The following is an 18,126-nucleotide window of genomic DNA, read 5'->3' on the forward strand; positions in this document are numbered from 1 at the left end:
CCGAGCAGGATTGGCAGGCATATTAATTTTCAAAAAAGTGTGTACTTGTTGCTGACAGACGATACCCGACTCCGAAATCGTGCTTCATTTGGATGTTATCGAAGTCTATGGTATCCATTTTGGATGAATTGTAATCGAGACATCACAATACCCCACCGATGCGTATCACTTATAACAACAGTTGATGTCGGTAAATAAGCAACTACTCACCAGAGCTTATGGAAAAAATGTACGGATATAATATTAAATTGCACTAAAACAATCAAAGACTACCTATGTGGGCTGATAACGAGACCGAATTAGATTTTATTGATTTTGAGCCATTGATAAAGGCTACTTCTAAAATCATAGACACCGATGTTTTACATCCATGCAGTATCGGCATTTTTGGCAATTGGGGCAGTGGGAAGTCAAGTCTAATGAAGATGCTTTACAACCGATATAACGGATTCGAAGATATATTAACAATACATTTTAATGGTTGGCTTTTTGAAGGATATGAGGATGCCAAGACAGTTTTAATAGGTCAGCTTATTGAGGAGATTGCTAAAAAGAAGACACTTTCAAACAAAGCATTACTTCTAAGTGCTAATTTGTTAAAGCGTATAGACTACATGAAAGTTGCAGGGGCCGTTGCTAAGCACGCTATGGCTTTTGCTGTCGCTGGTCCAGTTGGGAACATAGTTGCCTCTTCTATTGAAGGCATGAAGGACTTTGATTATACCAATTACCTCAAAGATTTAGGTAAATCAGAAGGCAAACAGTTTGAAAAAACATTACGAAATGGTCTGCACTCCTTTCACGAAGACTTTGATGAGCTTCTGGAAGAAACTAAATTGAAGAAAATTATCGTATTCATAGACGATTTAGATCGTTGCATGCCCGATACAATTATCGGAACACTTGAAGCAATTAAGCTATTTTTGTTTTCTAAGAAGACAATTTTTGTAATTGGTGCGGATGAACGTCTCATAAAATATGCTGTCAGAAAGCGATTTCCCGAAATACCAGACGATAGAGACCGTACAGAAGTAGGTAGAGATTATTTGGAGAAACTTATTCAATTCCCCGTAATCATCCCTCCCTTAACTGCTGCCGAACTTACAACCTATATTAACCTATTATTTGTTTCTCTGCATTGCCCACTTTTATCTATCACTTCGCTTACAAAAGTTCTAAATGAGGACAGAAAAAACGGAAATTTGCGAGAAGGCTTCTCTACCAAAAACGCTAACGAGTTTGCAGAAAAAATAAATTGGAAAATACCAGAAGATTTAAAAGATTCTTTGGAAACGTCTTATCAAATTACCCCACTGCTTGCCCAAGGATTAAATGGCAACCCAAGACAAGCAAAGAGATTCTTAAACATGCTTTTGATGCGTATGGAAGTAGCCGAGCAAAAGGGTATTTCTTTGAAAAAACAAATACTGGCTAAGTTAATGCTATTAGAATATTGTAAATCCGAAATATTTAGAAAGTTTAGTCAATGGCAAGAAAAGCAACACGGTATCTTAAAACAGCTTCAAAATGCAGAAACTGAGATAGTCAATTACACCGACAAAACGAAGTCCCCATCTATATCCGAAGAAATCACCGCCATAAAAGACGATAAATGGTTTTCGACTTGGCTTAAAATAGAGCCTCAACTTGCGGATGAAAATGTTAGCGAATATTTTTATATCGCTCGTGACACTTCAAGTATGACCGATATTTTTGTCCAAAAAATGTCTCAAATTGCAAAAGAGAGTTTCCTACAAATAACCGATAAAAGTCAGGTTAAACGAACTATGGGATTAAAATCAGTCACAACACTGAGTTCTAATGATGCGAATGCGATTTTTGAGACTATGGCAGAAAAAATAAGACAAGTCGAAGGGAAACCTTCTTGGGAGGATTCAATGCTTCAATACTTACTTGACTTTTGCGCTTTGAGGATAGAATTACACGTTTCTCTTTATTTATTTTTAGATAGCATACCCGAAAAGAACTTACCTATCCCTGCAATATCCGTAGTAAAACGGGTACTTTCAAATACAACAAATCAACAAGGGCAATTACTGTTAAAAAAATGGTCAGAATCTTCTAATAAAAATATAGCTAATGCTGCCAAACTAAAATAAATATGGGAACATCCAGTTCATTTGGTGGGTCGAAACCTAACTCTTCTTTACTTCCTTCATGGGCTAATGTAGATAATGACATAAATCCCCAAGAAGAAACGCCAAAAAATGGTAAATGGCAAGGGGCAAAAAGTGCTTTGGGTAGAGTTGTAAGCGGCACATCTGGTGCTTCAATTGGAAATGCTGCTCGAAGTTATGTAAGGGGTTTGGGTGGCGCAAAGTCAGCAGCTCGTTCCTCCCAGAAAGGAAGCCAAGCAATTGGAGGGTTTGGTGGTTTTCTATCCAGTGTTTCAGGGTCTGGATTTAATGAAACCTTAGCAGAGTATGGATTACAAAACTGTATTGGCAAACCTGTACAGATTGTTTTTGCCAATATTGCAGACAAATTTGCCCCTTCTGGGGGCATTCCACAAGATGATTATATTCGAGAAGCTATTTTGAAAGCACTGGATTGCCTTTGGGAAAAGTATGAAACTGAGGGCCGCAATGTTGATACGCTTGAAAACCTAAATCAAGAAGATATACAAGAAGCTATGCTTACGGCAGTAACTGCATTTATTTTTTCCCGTTGGATACATGAAACAGGCATCGCAATTGAGAAAAAAATGGTAGATATTTCTGTTGTCGCTTCAACAGAAGAAGAAGCACGAAGTTTTATAAAAGAAGAAGTGAGAAATGCTTTTAGTAATCAGAATATGATTAACTATGATTATCGGTCTGTTCAAACCGACAAAAATATGGACTCCATATTTGAAACAGCTTATTCATTTATAGAACAATCAAAATGAACGCAACTCATATTATTTTGAAAACCCATACAGAGGATAATTTTTCTCTTGATTTGGGCAATGTCGAAAAAGCCATTACCATCAATTTACACGCCCTTGATGCCGAAACTTTGGTTGCTGAGAAAGTCTTTGAACTACTAAAAACCAATCAAGTAACTTTAAGTACCGCAATGTGGGATTTATTAAAAATTGGTCTATTTGTCTATACAACAGACCAATTAGTTTCAAGAAGGCATCAAGGGTATCTTAGTTGGTCAAGACACTTTATATGTCATGTACCTGTATTAAAGCCTGAACTTTGGGCAGGAAATAAGCCAATTATTGAAAAAATGCTCTCTTTTCTGACAGGAGATTTTTGGGAATTTAATTTTAGGAAAGATAACTTAAACGTTTATAAACCATACAGTCCAAAAAATCCATTACAAATAACAAATGCTTGTCTATTATCTGGCGGCTTAGATTCTTTCATCGGTGCGATTGACTTATTAGAAACTAAGGAAAAAATTGCTTTTGTGAGCCACTATAAAAGAGGTGGTGCTGAAAGCAAAACTCAAAATGAGATTGTTACGGCTTTTGAAACATCGTATGGGAAAAATTCATTTAAACACTTTCAGTTTTATGTTCAACCTATGCACAGAAAAGGCATAGAAAAAGAGAATTCATCTCGTGGACGTTCTTTTCTATTCATTTGTCTGGGCTTGGCTGTGGCTCATAGCTTTGGTGAAAATGTTCCATTAATTATTCCTGAAAATGGGTTTATTTCACTTAATGTACCATTGACCTCAACCCGATTAGGTAGTAATAGCACCCGAACCACACATCCATTTTACCTCAATACTTTTCAAGAGTTACTTACCGAGCTTGGCATTTTAAATACACTTGACAACCCTTACCTATACTGCACAAAGGGTGAAATGATTAACAATTGCAAAAATCTTAACTTTTTTAAAGAACATTTCCAAAAAACAGTTTCTTGCTCTCACCCAGATGTAATGCGCCTTGAAGGTGACAAACCCAACCAACATTGTGGCTACTGCGTTCCATGTTTAATTCGTCGGGCTGCACTAACAAAAAACGGGCTAAGAGATGCCTATTATTTTAAGGATGTATTACAAGATGCTATTCCTGCTAATCAAAAAAGGAGCAGTGATTTGCGAGCATTCAAACTTGCTATTCAAGAAACAAATTCGATGAACCAAAGACAATTGTTGTTTCACATTTTGCGTTCAGGACCATTATCTTTCCTCGGGCAATCAAGCCTTGAAAAGTGCGTCAGTATGTATCAAAATGGAATTGGAGAAGTAGCTTCATTCATCAATAACACCTAAAATGTACTTCATTGATACTCATTGCCATTTAGACCTTTTTGAAGACAATAAGTTTGCTGACTTAATTGAACACGAAAAAATTTATACAATTGCAGTCACAAATACGCCTTCTGTTTTCTTTTTTACTCAAAATCAAGCAAAAAACAAAAAATTCATTCGAGCGGCATTGGGCTTACACCCCCAACTTGCCTCTGAACGAGCGAAAGAAATATTATTATTTAAAGAACTTATCCATCAAACCCGCTACGTTGGTGAAATTGGTTTAGACAATAAGAAGGGGGCAGATTTTGAAATACAGAAGCAAGTTTTTGAGAAAATTATAGATATCTGTGCTCAGGCAGGAAACAAAATACTTTCTATTCATTCAAGAGGTGCCGAAGAAGAGGTCATTGAAATAATTGGGAGAAAATTCCCCGGTAAAGTGATTTTGCATTGGTATTCGGGCGGACTAAAACCATTAGAAAAAGCATTAGAATTTGGTTTCAATTTCTCAGTCAACTTCTCTATGTCAAAAAACCAGAATGGGAGTAAGATAATAAATTCTATTCCCATAGATCGAATACTTACTGAATCCGATGGGCCATTTCAAAAGATAAATTCTAAAAATAATGCCTCACCACTTAATATGAATCAAACTATCGAAGCGATTAGTTTGATTAGAAATATGCACCCTAATGATTTAAAAAAACAGGTATATCAAAACTTTTTCCAGCTTTTATCTTAACACCTACCCAATCTTCACCCCCTTCCTCTGCTCCTCTTTCTTTTCCGAAATCTTCTCCGTCAGCGAATCCTGAATCTTCTTTTCAATTCGTTGAAGATCCTGTCGAAGCTGAGTGAGTTCGTGCTTGTGTGGCCACGGCTTTGACACAAATTCTTTCAGTTGGTCAATGTCCTTTTTGAAATCTACTAACCGCTTTTTCTGGTCTTCAGAAATTTTGGGGATTTTTTCGAGGGCATTGTGGACAAACTGCGCCGCAATTTCGGGCGTTCGAGGCATTTGTCCACCATTGTGCTGGTACTTGATGCCGTTGGGTGATACCACCGAAAAATGGTTTTCTCGCTGGGCATAGCCTTCGACAAAATTGGTAATCGTCGTTACTTCCAACTTAAAACCGTGCAACTCTCCTACCACTTTCGGTTCGGAATTGCGGTTGTTTTTGTCAATAATGATAAGTTTTTTACCGATTTCTTTGGGGTCTTTACTCTCCAAATCGAGAATAACGAGCTGTCCTTTCAGCTTCCCATTTTCGTCATAAGCGTTTATTTTTTTGAGATGAATTTGGTCAGCTTCCACTTTTTTCAATTGCGTTTCTCCTTTGTTCGCTTGCTGTTCTTTTCCTTCTAAACGCTGCTTTGCCTGTACCACATCCTTGTTATAAATCAATAAATCTGACTCTAATCTGCCCAGTCGTTTTTCAATCTTGGCCTTTTCCAATAAATCCGTATTGCCCGACAAAATGGCGATGTACTCGCTAAAATTCATGCCGTTTTTCTCGTCCAAACTACCTTCGTCAATCCGTCGAGTGGCCAGATTGGAGTTCTTGATTTGGCTAATGAACAAGGACTTGTTCTGCAACAGATTGAATTTGTAATTATCCAAGGTCTTTTCGACGGCGTACACGTAGTTGTGAACTTGATTGCCGTATAATTTCGCTATCTCGTTTCCTTTACGAACGCCCCTTCCTATACGTTGGTCTAATTCCGAAGGTTTCCAAGGAATATCCAAATGGTGCATGGCCACAATCCGCTGTTGTACGTTTACCCCCGTTCCCAACATTTCGGTCGAACCCAACAAGATTCTTACTTTACCTGCGTTGGTGTCGGCAAAGAGTTTGGTTCGTTGGGCTTCGTTTTTGCATTCTTGAATGAATTTAATTTCGTTGGGCGGTATGTGATAGTCTTCTACCAACTTTCGTTTCAATTCGCTATACACATTCCATTGGTGAGCTTTGTAGGTTCCCAAATCCGAGAAAACCAACTGCGTTCCTTTGTGCTGTTTGGTTTGCTCGTAATGTTCAGCCATTTTCTTGGCGCATTGGCTTACTTTATTGTTGGGATGGTCATCATAATGGGGATTGAGCAAGCGCATATCCAAGGCCATCTTTTTGGCGTAGTTCGTCGCAATCAACATTTTAGCGGCTTCTTCGCCTTCGCTTAGTTTGGGACGACCCAACAACGTTGCATCGCCAGTTTCTGCAAACTTCATCAGCTTATGAATAAAGTCCTCTTGCTGAGGGGTCGGCGGCACATGAACGAGCTTTTGGTTCAATTTTGGACGTTCAATTCCAATCATGTCTGCCGTCCTAAAATCGGTGATTTGATTGTAAAACATCGCCAGTTCAGGCACTTTGATAAAATAGCGAAAACGTTCTTTCTGAATCAAATTGTTGGTCACCGAAAACTCAAAATCGGTGGTTTTCTTGGCATACACCGCCGCCCAAGCGTCAAAATTAACGATGTTTTGTTTTTGGAGTTCTTTAGGACGCAGGTACTTGAAAATCAAATACAGCTCGGTAAGTGAATTACTGATGGTTGTTCCCGATAAAAACGTGGCGCAGAGGTCTTTGTCTTTTCGTTGCTGCATGGTTCGGATGGCATATAGTAGGTTGATGGCCTTTTGGCTTCCTTCTTGATTGCCTAAGCCTGCCACTCGGTTGTGACGGGTCGTAAACATCAGGTTTTTGAAACGGTGGCTTTCGTCAATAAATAAATGGTCTATACCCATCTGCTGAAAGTCGGGCACATCGTCCTTCTTTTCTTTGAGTTGGTGATTGATACGGGACATCTCTACCGTCAGATTGGCTTTGCGTTTTTCCAAACCTTTCAGAGCCGCTTTCGATACTTCGTTGTTTTGTTGCCGCATTACTTCCAAATCCAACTCTACATTTGTTAATTCGGCTTGAACAGTCTTTTGCTGAATTTTCGGCGATTGGGGGATTTTGCCAAACTGGTCGTGGGTCAGAATAATACAATCCCAATTATTGTTTTTGATGTCATTGAATAGCTTGACTCGGTTTTCGGGGCTAAAATCGCTGGCTTGCGGGTACAATAATTTGGCTTCGGGATAGGCTGATTGGAAAGTTTCGGCGATTTGGTGGACATTGGCTTTCAGGCCAATAATCATTGGTTTGTTGACGATCCCCAACCGTTTCATCTCATAAGCCGCTACGCACATAATCAGGGTTTTTCCCGAACCTACTTCGTGGTCGGCTACGCCGCCTTCGTTTTGCAACAACATCCACACGGCATCTTTTTGACTTTGGTACAGACTCGGAATACCTAAGTTTTTATAATTGAGGTGCGGGAATTGTTGATGCTGACCGTCGTATTGGGGTTTGACATAACAGTTAAACAGTTGGTTGTAACGCTGTTCTATGTCGGTTTTGAGTTCTTTTGGTTGCTCATTTAACCAAGTGGGAAACTGATTACGAATCTGTTCAATTTTGCCGGCGGCCAATTGGGTTTTCTCCTGGTCTTTGACCGTAACTTCCTGCCCGCCATCGTACAATTTCTTAGTAATATGCGGATTGGTATTCAGTAAGGCATATTCGGCTAAATCAAGACCGTCGTAGGTACGGGTTTGGGCATTGACGGCATATTCGGTGGTAATTTTAGCATTACTTTGGGTACTGCGAGAGGTGCGTACTGTGAAAGTATCGGTGGATTGGGCATATTGAATCCGAATAGGAATGTCGAACAAATGACTTAAATAATCCTGATAAACTTGCGTCGGAATCCAGCGTTCGCCAAAGTTGAATTCCAATAATTCAAAAGGGACTTTTTCGGGTTGGTTTTCGACAAGCGCCGCTTGGGTTCTGCGAGCTTCGTTGTTGTGGGGGTTAGTTTCGCAGTAGTTTTGAACGGCTTGTAGTTTTTCAAAAACGTTGCCCGACAAAAGCATTTCACGGGTTTGGTATTCTTCTCGAATCGGATTATAAAGTAACCGGTCTTGCAATTGGTTCAGCAGCCTTTCTTGGCTTTGGCCACTGATTTCTTGCATGTAATCTATGTTCACTTTCCCAAACCAATTCAACGAAGCAAGTAAGGTATCCTCGGCAGTTTCAATTCGTTGTTTAGAGGAAAACGCAACAGATTGTTCGAAAATATCGGCCTTGACAAATTGCCCATCTTTGACTCGTTCTAAGGCCAACAGTTCTTTGCCTTGCGGATCAAGCAAGACTGTCCCTACGTTTTCTTTACGGTTTAACTCTCTGTATTGTTGCTTGAATTGGTCATACGATTCGTTGAGTAATTGACGTAAACCTGCATTTTCGACTTGAAATTCCTGTTCAAAGTTGTAAAGTAAATGGTAGTTATCTCGAAGTTGAATTAGGTTTTTTACTTTTCCTTGCTGGGTTTTTGAAACTTCGAGGGAACGAAAAAGTGGATTTTTCTCAGTCAATTCATAGACCTTGCCTACTTCCCCATTTTGTTCCACCAATGAGCCTTCTTTCAAGTGAGGATATTTAATACCCTCAAAGGGTTGAGGTTCAATGATTGGCTGAATCGTGGCAAAAAGGTCTAATTGCGGCGTAAGTGGTGCTTTGCTGGTAGAAATACTGATTTTTGCTGTTGGTGCAACGATTTTGAGGTACTGACCCAAATCCTCGTCCAGCATTTTTTTCAATTCCTGCCCTATGGCTTCGGTACCACCTTGATGGGTAAAAATTTGGGCGGGTTTACCGTACTGGTCAGTATCAAATTGCAGTTGATTGTGAACAATTCGACTGAGGTCTTCGTAATATTGGTTACTTGGATATTCTCGGCGAGTGCTTTGGACGAAAAGCCGCTCCCGTTGGTTCAAGCTGGTTTTTTGCGTGTCTTTTTGGAGGAGGATTAAATCCGTGCCGACACTCGTTCCTGCAAAGTTGGTGAACAAATTGTGGGGCAAACGAACCGAACTTACCAGATTAGTATTCCGCATCAAATACTGTCTAATCGGTTCATTACTTGGACTGTTCATCAAAGCATCGGTCGTTAAAAAGGCCACTACCCCACCCTCTTTGGCCACGTCCACGGCTTTGGTAAAAAAATAACCATGCAGGCTACGGCAAGCTTGTCGTTTGGTTTTGTCTTTGCTGTTGGCAAAGGACGCATCCCATACGGTCACGTCGCCAAAGGGAATGTTGGAGGCTACTAAGTCGAAGGTATTCAAGTAGCGACTGCTGATGTCTTCAAATCCTTGTTGCTTGACGTGGTTTTTGCCGTGCAGGGTTTCTAACAGCGTGGCCGTCAGTAAGTCTTTTTCAATCAAAAGGAGCTTGGAAAGCGGCAAGCCAACTCGCTGAAAACCATCTGAGAACTGCCCCAGTCCTGCCGAAGGGTCTAAAAAACTGTTTACCTCAAATCCTGTATTTCGGATAGCCTCGCCCAGAGCTTCAATCACCGCAGGTGGCGTGTAAAAGCTGGTCAAAACGCTGTTTTTAAGGCTTTGCCAATATTCATCGGCTCGTTGTTCTCCTACTTCATTTTCTATTGTTCCCCGCAGTAGTTGCACATAGGGACGTAGTTCAATATCAGCTTTGGTTTGCCAAGCATTGTCATCTTCCAATGGCAACAGAATCGCTTTGATACCACCAAAACCTGCATAGTGCCGAATAAGGTCGGCTTGTTCTTCGGTTGGGACTTTGCTTTCTTTTTGTAATCGCAAAGCAAGGCGAATCGCCTCCGTATTCTGAACGAGGTGGTGTTTGGGATTAAACGCCATGCGTTTGAATCAAATTTTCAAGTTGACTGATAATTAAATGGTAGCAGAGTCGCTGATTCTCGCCCGTGTCTGATTCTTCGTGCTTTTTTACCAAATTTTCAAGCAAGGGGCAAATTGCAATGAGAAAGGTTTGCCGTTTCTCTGATGCGGTTAGTCTCTGATAGTCAGACAGAAACTCTGTTTCGAGTAAATTATTTAAAAACGAATAGGTCGAAAAAGATAACCCATTGGTGAGTTCAGCAATGGCTACCTCTTGGGCTTGTAGAATGTCTTTTCCTGCCAATCGTTCTTGCTCAAAAATAGAAGCCGCTTGATTTACCCGCTCTGAAACAAGATTCTCTATTTCTTCTGTGGTGAGTTTAGCCAGCACATCAGAAAAATCGCTTTGCAGATAGCTTTGTAAGTAGATGGTAAAGTAATCCTGTTGCATAGTTAATCAAAAACCAATTTTGTTCTTTCCTTGTGCAAACCCCTGTGATTCAGCACTTTTCATTTTTTCCTGTTTTGATTTTTGAATCTCTTGATAGGATTTGATGACAGGTGGTTCATTCAATTTGAGGTTATGAGAAGGTGGTAAGGCTTGACCATTACGCTCTTTCAACACCTCGTTCAAATCTTTTTGCTGACGGGTCGGACGAACGATTTGAAATAGCTTTTGCTCTTGCCGTTTTTCTATTTCATCACTAATTCGGTTCAATGCCTTGGTCAATAATTTAGTATCATTCGGGAAGTGAATAATGGTACGGGTAATCATGAATTTCATGTTTTCATCGAGCATCGTTTCCCGCTGAAACTCATTGATTTTCTTTTCTTTATCGTTCAAATCTGTGCTGTATCTTTTCACGAACAAGTTCATGTCTTCGACCAAATCTTTTATAAATCCTTCGTTTAACTCCTGCGCTTTTCTTGCCCCCAACGCTAAGGGGTAGCGAAGCTCTAAGTTCAACCGATTCGTTCCTACGGATTCTTGATTCTCAGTGCTTTCCTCCGTTTTTTTGACTTGTTGATTGGTTGGAGATGAATACGTCAAGTAAGGTTTAATCTTCATTTCAGGGTTTTCGGACGGGTGGTCTAAGGCCAAGTAATTCACCGCAAACCGTAGCCCGGCATTGTCACCATCCTGTGCAATCACTAATTGCGCTTGTGGATTTCGATTCAAGATTTCTTGTAAAAAAGCTATTTGTTTACCGCCAGGCTGCCCACCTGTGGCGACATAAAAACGTCGTTCATCAGCTTGTTCGGGGTTGAGTTGCTTCAACGAAATCGCATCAATGGCTGATTCTGAAATCACAATTCGTTGGACAGGAACTTCATAAAATCCCGTTTTTGCTTGCTCAATGGGCAGAATAACACGCTTTTCTTCCCCTAATTCTCCATATAAAAATACCACGTTTTTAGCATCTTGGCGGTAAATTGTACCAATTGTTCCTATTGGGATTTCTTGCCCCTTTTCATCTTTCACTGCTTCTTTTGCCTTAAAAAACCGATTTGAGTGCCATAAAGCCTCTCCTCGTTCACCTTCTGGAAATGCTTTGTAAGCCAAATTCCGAATATCCATTGACGCAATGTTTCCGTCACGAGCATACATGGGGAAGGCTGTATTCACGTGCCGAATCACGCCAGTATCAAACGCCACATTTTTGATTCGTCCCTCAAATTCCTTGGAAAAAAGTATCTGTTTTGCAATATTCCGTCCTTCCAAATATTCGGTATCAGTCAGCGGGGCAATCTGATATTTACTGTACAAATCCTGCTCTCGGAGGAGCGTATCTTTCAAAAAATAATTGGCAGAAACTTCAATCATTGGCTCAACAAGTCGCTTCTTTTCAGCAAATCCGTCTTGCATCATGATTGAGTCAATCGTTTGAAAAATATGGCGGTAGTTTCCGTGCTCCATACGTTCCATGAATTTGAAAATATCGCCCTTAAACTGTGGGTCATTCAAGTCCACAAAAAACTTCGTCCCATAATCCTTTACGGCTGCTACTGCCAATCGTTGCTTATCGCCTTTGATTCCCGTTTCGTACAGTCGCCAAGCGTCATTGGGGCGTGACTTCTTTTTATCTAACTGGTAACCATAATGTTGCAGTACAATTTCTAAATCTAAATCCTGCTTTATTTGGCTCAAATCTCGGGTCATGCGTCCGCCTTTTCGTTGGGTTTGGGATGATATAGCTACTTTATCTCGCTCCGTAATTTCACTACCATCAGGATTTTTTAAGGTCAAATCATTTTTAGCAGCAAATCGCTCAATAGTTTCCAGATTCCACGCCTTATGAACCGACTTTGATTCTCGAACATTGTGATACAAGTCGTTCAGATTTAACTGCTTGTACCCAACAGAACCATCTAACTTACCCGTTTGACTTGGTAAATACGCTCGACCTTTTTCGCTTCGTTGATACACCTCTTTAAACTCGGCAGGATGAAAGCCACTTATTGCGGGGTAAACAGCAACTCGAACCTCACCACTCCCCAATGTTAAAGTACGTTTGGCTTCTGGATTGGTAACGACGCTCTGAGGCAGTTGGGTGATGCTCCTGGCCCCATACATATTTTTGATGGCCTTATTGCACCTTTCAACATTATCGGGTGTAGGTTCAATCCAGAGTTGAACATTTCCAATCGTGCGGGTATTATCAATGCCATTTAAAGCAAAATCACCGAATGCGATGTAGCGAACTGCTTCTTTGTTTAAATGTCGAAGAATGGCTAATTGCTCTCTCGAAGCTCGGTTTTTGACATCTTGCATGGTCTTTTCGGACTTAGAGGTTAGTCAGGAATTTCAAAACCACCTTCGGGTTCGTTGATGTCGAACAGTGAATTTAACAAGTCTTTGGTATCGAAAAGCGTATCCAAATGAGCTGTATAGAGTAGGTTTTGCTCGTCATTAGATAGTGATTCCCATAGTTCAGGGTCGTTGATAGAAGCATTTATCACATATTTACTTGGGTCGAGCGGTTCTTCACCGTCAGCAATGTAAAGCGGCTGAATAGCTACGTTGATTCGTTCGGCCCCGTACCTTTTCGTTAGGTCATTGAGAGATAACATCATCAATAGTTATGGATTAGCAGTTGAAAAATGGCTCAACTTATTTTTCAATTACAAAGTAAGTTAAGTCATTTTAATAAAACAAATTATTTATTTTTGCCTTTATGATTAAATGTATATTGAAAATAATCTTATTTTTATTTCCAATACTAACCAACGCACAAGCTACGTCAGATAGTATTCTACACTCAGAAAGGTCGTTAATGAGCGAATTACAGCGATTATCTCATGCCGAGATTATCCGTCAATTTCCTTCTTTTTTTGAATCAAACCCAGTCGTGGCTTTCACCATTCCTTGTCTTCCTCCTGTCGGTTTTTGGGAGGGAAACCGAATTTCTTCGGGATTCGGCTGGCGTAAACACCCATTGAAGGGCAAGTTTCAGCACCATAGCGGAATTGACATTGCAGGAAACTATCAATATGTCCGAACAACAGCAACAGGTTTAGTAGAGCAAGTGGGCTATGATAACGCCCTCGGTTTATTCGTTATTGTCAATCATGGCAACTCATATCAGACCATTTATGGTCATCTGGCTGATATTCAGGTGAAAAAAAATCAATTTTTAAACGTTGGCGAAAAGATTGGAATATTGGGGAATACAGGCCATTCCACAGGGAAACACTTACATTATGCCATCAAGAAAAACAGTATTTATGTGAATCCTGCGGAATACTTGACGCTCGGAATTCGATTTTTGGAAGGTTATTTTCATAAATAATAATCTGCAATATATTACACATTTTAATAAAAATACCCTAATAAGTATTTGCAATACTACTAAATAGGCATTATATTGCACATTCAAATTGGCATTTATGAACCTTGTTCAAGTAGGTGAAACCATCAAGCAACGACGACAACGGCTCGACATTCGGCAAAACGACTTAGCCGAGTTGTCGGGGGTGGGGCTTCGTACCCTCATCGCCATTGAAAACGGAAAGGGCAATCCATCGTTTGAAACGCTTACTAAAATTATTGATGTGCTGGGTTTAGAACTTACTTTGACTATTAAATCATGAGAAAAGCCACTGTATTTCTCAACTTAGAAGCCGTTGGAAAACTCTCTGAAATGCCTGACGGTTTCATTTTTCAGTATGATGACAATTATATCGCTCGCCCCAATGCCCGTGCGTTGAGTTTAACAATGCCTATTTCTCAACAAGAATTTAGGTCGTCTTCTTTATTTCCCTTTTTCTATGGGCTACTATCAGAGGGTTACAATCGTGCCGTGCAATGCCGATTGCTTAAAATTGACGAAAATGACGATTTTGGACTTTTGCTGGCCATTGCCCACACTGATACGGTTGGGGCGGTGCGGGTGATAGAGCAAACTAAAAACCTGACTTTTGAAGTATGAAAACAATCGTTTGTCCTTCTACCCTACAATCAGGATTCGATACTTTTAGCCCCAAAGCTCGAAAATCGCTTTTCGGCGGCAAACAAGTTTCACCTATCCTACCCTTCAAACACCAAGACATCAGAACCACGGCCTTTCAGGGTTTTGGGCAATCGTTTCGACAGCTTTCTATTTCGGGAGTACAAGAAAAATATGGATTAGTTCTTGACAGTAATACCTTACGGCTACCTAAACCCAATGAGCAAACGAAGTACATTCTAAAACCTATTCCGCCCGATTTACCCAACGCCAGCGAAATTCCTGCCAATGAACACCTGACCATGCAAATTGCCCAGCAAGTATATAGTATTCCAACAGCGGCCAATGGTCTGATTTTCTTTGCCGACGAAGAACCTGCTTTGCTCATCAAACGCTTTGATTTTCGCCCTGATGGTTCAAAATGGCGGCAGGAAGATTTTGCTTCATTGTCAGGAAGGACCAAGCAAACCGCAGGATTAGATTATAAATACGAAGGAAGCTACGAAGAAGTGGCTCAATTGATTAAACAACATTTGCCTGCTTATCGGGTAGAGACAGAGAAGTTTTTTCGATTGCTCTTGTTCAATTATTTGTTCTCGAACGGGGATGCTCACCTCAAAAACTTCTCCATTGTCGAAACCCTTGACGGTGATTTTGTACTTAGCCCCGCTTACGACTTGATTTGTACCCGCTTACATCTCACCGATTCGGATATGGCATTAAAAGACGGGCTTTTTAGTAATGATTACGAAACAGATAGCTACACCGCTAATGCTTTTTACGCTTTCGATGATTTCCTGATATTTGGCTCTCGTATTGGTATTGCCGAAAAACGAGTACGTCAGCAATTGGTTATTTTTCAGAAAGACTACGAGAAAGTACGGGCCATGACACAAAATTCTTGGTTGAGCGATGCTGCCAAGGCCACATACTTAGCTTGTTACGAATCTCGGTTGAAGCGATTAAATTACGCTTTCAAGATGAATAGGTAGGAAAATCAGAAAAACAAGTCCTTCAATTCTTCACTGGTATATTTATCACTTTGCAGAAGTTGATAGTAGGAATACGCCTTATTGATGAGCGTATCTGTGTATTGTAACGAAATAAAATTGACACCGTTTTCGTACAAAAATGACTGATATTGCAACAAATTCTTGGCATTTCCTCGTCCTGAGTACATATTTTTGAAGTTATGATACTCAATATCCACTATTTCGGCCAACTGTTTGAGGTTCATTTTCTTGATATTTTCGAGTGTAGTCGTGTCTGCCCGTTCAAAAATAGCGTCGGTCATACGTCGGTTTTTATACACAAAAAACGAGTAGGTAAATACCAACTTCCAGTAGTATTCACTTGCTTCGGGGTGTTCTTTCACAATTGTTAGTTTGACTTGCAATTCGGCTTGTTCCTCGGGCTTTTCCGAAGATATCTGCAAGGTTTTCAGTACATCTTCTCCTACCAAAATAGGGTTGTAGCTACCTTTCTCATCGGCAGCTAACTTAGGTCTTCCTCGTGGGTTCATTGGTTACAAATTTTCAAAGTGGTCCGCCGAAGCGGTGGTTAGATTACTTAGTGGTTTCGGGGCGCCGAAGCGGTGGTAATTCCGTATTCTGCCATTTCATACTCAATTAGTAGTGAAATGTCTTGCTTTACACGGTGGTAATGTTCTTGTAAAAGCCGATTTCTGAAAGAAAGTTTCTCGGGTTCAGTTAATTTTTGGTAATCAATTTCATACTTTCTTTCAACCAAAACGGCCAAGTCATTGATTTTAGGCAGTTTTTGTGTTTTTTTGAGTTGGTCTTTCTCAACACTTACAAATGCTTTGAATGTTTTTAAATCAAATTCCTCGCCAAAATTGTCAACAAACTGCCCTACAAACTCGCCTTGCTTTAATGTCGAGATTTTTGAGGAAGGAATTACATCGGCCTGTTGCGTCGAAACGTTGATGGTTGTATCGTTTTTAGAGTAGGTGATTGATTCCTTTTCCTGATTAGTTCTGCCAAAACGACGGGATAGTTTTTCGGCGGTTTCAAAGACTACCGTTCCCGAAAACAGGTTGCCGATAATGTTGATAATTACCTTTGCTTCCCGCTCACCATAGTCCCGCACCAACTGCTCAAAGTCCTGTATTCCTAACCAAGTCGCTACTTTATTGCTTCGAGCCGTGGCAATGAGCATATCAATCCCTTTAATAAACATGGTCGGCAATTCGTCCCAAAAAAGTGCTGATTTTAGCTTCCCTTTTTTGTTCACGAGCTTCATCATCCGAGAAGTATAGAGTGAAAACGCCGTACCATACACGCTAACCCGTTCGGGGTTGTTACCTGTGCAAAGTATTTTGGGGTCGTCTGGATTGTTAATGTCTAAACTAAAATCATTGCCTGTCATTACCCAATATAGTGTTGGCGACGAAAGTCGGGCCATGGGAATGCGCACCGACGAAATCTGTCCTTCTAACTGCTCCATTGCGCCACCTGCTTTGGCATCAATAAACGGACGGACGTAAATCTCGACCTCGGGGTACTGCTCCATTATCTGAAACGTTTCGTCGTAACGGCGGTTGGTAAATTCGAGCGTGTGCGGAAAAGTACAGATTTGGCCTAATCGCTTAAAATCCTCCAAAAGTTTAGGGCTTTGCTCGCCTTCATTCTTTTGTTTTTCTTGCTCGTACAACTCCCGATACTTCATGCTGACCGTTCGTAAATACCAAATCACCGAAGTTAGGAAGTTAATCGCCGATTCGGGAAAAAACTCACCTTGCTTCTGCGCCCAAGTACGGTTGAGATTCAACATAATGGTTTGCGCTGATTCATAGGCATCCATTACGTCGGTCATCAACTCTGGTAGCAGCGGATTACAACGATGTGAGTATTCAATGTCATCGAAATTGATTACATAAAATTTGGGGATAATTGGCTCACCGTTCGCTTTTTTTCCCCAGGCAAATTTATTTTCCCGCAGGGTTTTCAAATACGCATTGTAGGCTTCTTCGGTTAAATCAGGGAACTTAAAATCATACACATACGCCGTATATCCCTTGTAAATAGACTGCCAAAGTGCGGGTATCAAAATAGCATACGACTTACCCGAGCCTGGCACTCCCAACACCATCGTCGAACGAAACGGGTTGACTATATTGACCAAGCCTTCTCGCCATTTACCACGATAGTGATACGTTGTTTTGAAGTGAATTGAAAACTCGTTAGATACAAACGCTTCATTTTGAGGAAATTCCTCATTTGATTCATTAAAAATATCATTTTCGGGCTGAGCAAAAAGCAATCGGGATAGGTGCTGACCTGACTTGATCAAAAACAGTGTACCCACCAATGTGACGATAATATAGAGCGTATCAATCAGAATAGGAGAAAATGCTACTTTGAGGTAAAGCAAAAAAATTGAACCCATGAATAAGGCCGTCCCCATTGCGGCATCAGCCATAATTTTCTGCCGTTTTACATTTGGGTCAATCTTTCCTTTTGAGCCAAGTGAATACAGAAAAATCAGGAAGTAGGTCAGAATTTTAGAAAGAATAGGTGTATTAAAGAGCCCAAATTGGCGGTGGATCTTGGTCAAAAACGTATAAATGAAGCCTCGAATAGGTAGGCTTTCAGCTACAATCTCATGGCAAAACCACAAAAAGTGAAACACTAACAACAGAATGGCAATAATCAGCAATAGCTCAACACCCTGAGCATATCCTTCTTTCTCTTTGCTCGTCAGCCCCGACATTTCAAATATTCATTTAATTAG

General features: G+C 40.5%; 14 protein-coding genes. 8 read left to right on the plus strand and 6 right to left on the minus strand.

Going from position 1 to position 18,126, the window contains the following annotated elements:
• Positions 1-275: 275 nt before the first annotated feature.
• Genes FHS57_RS28830 through qatD form a run of 4 tightly spaced genes read left to right on the plus strand, consistent with a single transcriptional unit; the run spans position 276 to position 4,960 of the window.
• Entirely contained in the window at positions 276-2,120 is a 1,845-nt protein-coding gene (locus tag FHS57_RS28830) for a KAP family P-loop NTPase fold protein (RefSeq protein ID WP_183979811.1), read from the plus strand.
• Positions 2,121-2,122: 2 nt separating this feature from the next.
• Entirely contained in the window at positions 2,123-2,908 is a 786-nt protein-coding gene (gene qatB / locus FHS57_RS28835) for a Qat anti-phage system associated protein QatB (RefSeq protein ID WP_183979813.1), read from the plus strand.
• Positions 2,905-4,236 (plus strand): Qat anti-phage system QueC-like protein QatC, encoded by a 1,332-nt coding sequence (gene qatC / locus FHS57_RS28840; RefSeq protein WP_183979815.1) that lies wholly within the window; start codon positions 2,905-2,907, stop codon positions 4,234-4,236. The genes qatB and qatC overlap by 4 nt, the downstream gene beginning before the upstream one ends.
• 1 nt (position 4,237) lies before the next feature.
• Positions 4,238-4,960, plus strand: a complete 723-nt coding sequence (qatD, locus tag FHS57_RS28845; protein WP_183979817.1) for a Qat anti-phage system TatD family nuclease QatD — start codon at positions 4,238-4,240, stop codon at positions 4,958-4,960.
• A 3-nt stretch (positions 4,961-4,963) separates the two neighbouring features.
• Here the strand turns inward: qatD and FHS57_RS28850 are convergent, their stop codons facing one another.
• Genes FHS57_RS28850 through FHS57_RS28865 form a run of 4 tightly spaced genes read right to left on the minus strand, consistent with a single transcriptional unit; the run spans position 4,964 to position 13,000 of the window.
• Positions 4,964-9,946: a helicase-like domain-containing protein gene (locus FHS57_RS28850; protein ID WP_183979819.1), complete on the minus strand. Its 4,983-nt coding sequence runs from the start codon at positions 9,944-9,946 to the stop codon at positions 4,964-4,966.
• Positions 9,936-10,376 carry a DUF1896 family protein gene (locus tag FHS57_RS28855; RefSeq protein ID WP_183979821.1) on the minus strand — a complete coding sequence of 147 codons (441 nt, stop codon included), beginning with the start codon at positions 10,374-10,376 and terminating at the stop codon, positions 9,936-9,938. Before FHS57_RS28855 ends, FHS57_RS28850 begins: the two co-directional genes overlap by 11 nt.
• A 6-nt stretch (positions 10,377-10,382) precedes the next feature.
• Positions 10,383-12,698, minus strand: a complete 2,316-nt coding sequence (locus FHS57_RS28860; RefSeq protein WP_183979822.1) for a toprim domain-containing protein — start codon at positions 12,696-12,698, stop codon at positions 10,383-10,385.
• A 20-nt stretch (positions 12,699-12,718) separates the two neighbouring features.
• Complete coding sequence (locus FHS57_RS28865) at positions 12,719-13,000, minus strand: hypothetical protein (RefSeq protein ID WP_183979823.1); 282 nt, start codon at positions 12,998-13,000, stop codon at positions 12,719-12,721.
• A 200-nt stretch (positions 13,001-13,200) separates the two neighbouring features.
• Here FHS57_RS28865 and FHS57_RS28870 point away from each other — a divergent pair, with 200 nt between their 5' ends.
• The 4 genes from FHS57_RS28870 (at position 13,201) to FHS57_RS28885 (ending at position 15,365) form a co-directional block, all read left to right on the plus strand.
• Entirely contained in the window at positions 13,201-13,716 is a 516-nt protein-coding gene (locus tag FHS57_RS28870) for a M23 family metallopeptidase (RefSeq protein WP_229601483.1), read from the plus strand.
• 97 nt (positions 13,717-13,813) lie between these two features.
• A complete protein-coding gene (locus FHS57_RS28875; RefSeq protein WP_183979825.1) occupies positions 13,814-14,017 on the plus strand; it encodes a helix-turn-helix transcriptional regulator in 204 nt (67 codons plus the stop codon).
• A complete protein-coding gene (locus tag FHS57_RS28880; protein WP_183979826.1) occupies positions 14,014-14,355 on the plus strand; it encodes a HipA N-terminal domain-containing protein in 342 nt (113 codons plus the stop codon). Before FHS57_RS28875 ends, FHS57_RS28880 begins: the two co-directional genes overlap by 4 nt.
• The gene (locus FHS57_RS28885) at positions 14,352-15,365 is read left to right on the plus strand and encodes a HipA domain-containing protein (protein WP_183979828.1); all 1,014 of its coding nucleotides are present in this window, start codon (positions 14,352-14,354) and stop codon (positions 15,363-15,365) included. The genes FHS57_RS28880 and FHS57_RS28885 overlap by 4 nt, the downstream gene beginning before the upstream one ends.
• A gap of 5 nt (positions 15,366-15,370) precedes the next feature.
• On the opposite strand, the gene FHS57_RS28890 is transcribed toward FHS57_RS28885, so the two are convergent.
• Positions 15,371-15,895: a hypothetical protein gene (locus FHS57_RS28890; RefSeq protein ID WP_183979830.1), complete on the minus strand. Its 525-nt coding sequence runs from the start codon at positions 15,893-15,895 to the stop codon at positions 15,371-15,373.
• A gap of 47 nt (positions 15,896-15,942) precedes the next feature.
• The gene (locus FHS57_RS28895) at positions 15,943-18,105 is read right to left on the minus strand and encodes a YWFCY domain-containing protein (RefSeq protein ID WP_183979832.1); all 2,163 of its coding nucleotides are present in this window, start codon (positions 18,103-18,105) and stop codon (positions 15,943-15,945) included.
• Positions 18,106-18,126: the final 21 nt, after the last annotated feature.

It is taken from the genome of Runella defluvii (genome assembly GCF_014195535.1).
Classification (GTDB): domain Bacteria; phylum Bacteroidota; class Bacteroidia; order Cytophagales; family Spirosomataceae; genus Runella; species Runella defluvii.

Coding starts and splice junctions, on each gene's coding strand:
- FHS57_RS28830 (WP_183979811.1), top strand. CDS start 276: ATGTGGGCTGATAACGAGACCGAATTAGATTTTATTGATTTTGAGCCA.
- qatB (WP_183979813.1), top strand. CDS start 2,123: ATGGGAACATCCAGTTCATTTGGTGGGTCGAAACCTAACTCTTCTTTA.
- qatC (WP_183979815.1), top strand. CDS start 2,905: ATGAACGCAACTCATATTATTTTGAAAACCCATACAGAGGATAATTTT.
- qatD (WP_183979817.1), top strand. CDS start 4,238: ATGTACTTCATTGATACTCATTGCCATTTAGACCTTTTTGAAGACAAT.
- FHS57_RS28850 (WP_183979819.1), bottom strand. CDS start 9,946: ATGGCGTTTAATCCCAAACACCACCTCGTTCAGAATACGGAGGCGATT.
- FHS57_RS28855 (WP_183979821.1), bottom strand. CDS start 10,376: ATGCAACAGGATTACTTTACCATCTACTTACAAAGCTATCTGCAAAGC.
- FHS57_RS28860 (WP_183979822.1), bottom strand. CDS start 12,698: ATGCAAGATGTCAAAAACCGAGCTTCGAGAGAGCAATTAGCCATTCTT.
- FHS57_RS28865 (WP_183979823.1), bottom strand. CDS start 13,000: ATGATGTTATCTCTCAATGACCTAACGAAAAGGTACGGGGCCGAACGA.
- FHS57_RS28870 (WP_229601483.1), top strand. CDS start 13,201: ATGAGCGAATTACAGCGATTATCTCATGCCGAGATTATCCGTCAATTT.
- FHS57_RS28875 (WP_183979825.1), top strand. CDS start 13,814: ATGAACCTTGTTCAAGTAGGTGAAACCATCAAGCAACGACGACAACGG.
- FHS57_RS28880 (WP_183979826.1), top strand. CDS start 14,014: ATGAGAAAAGCCACTGTATTTCTCAACTTAGAAGCCGTTGGAAAACTC.
- FHS57_RS28885 (WP_183979828.1), top strand. CDS start 14,352: ATGAAAACAATCGTTTGTCCTTCTACCCTACAATCAGGATTCGATACT.
- FHS57_RS28890 (WP_183979830.1), bottom strand. CDS start 15,895: ATGAACCCACGAGGAAGACCTAAGTTAGCTGCCGATGAGAAAGGTAGC.
- FHS57_RS28895 (WP_183979832.1), bottom strand. CDS start 18,105: ATGTCGGGGCTGACGAGCAAAGAGAAAGAAGGATATGCTCAGGGTGTT.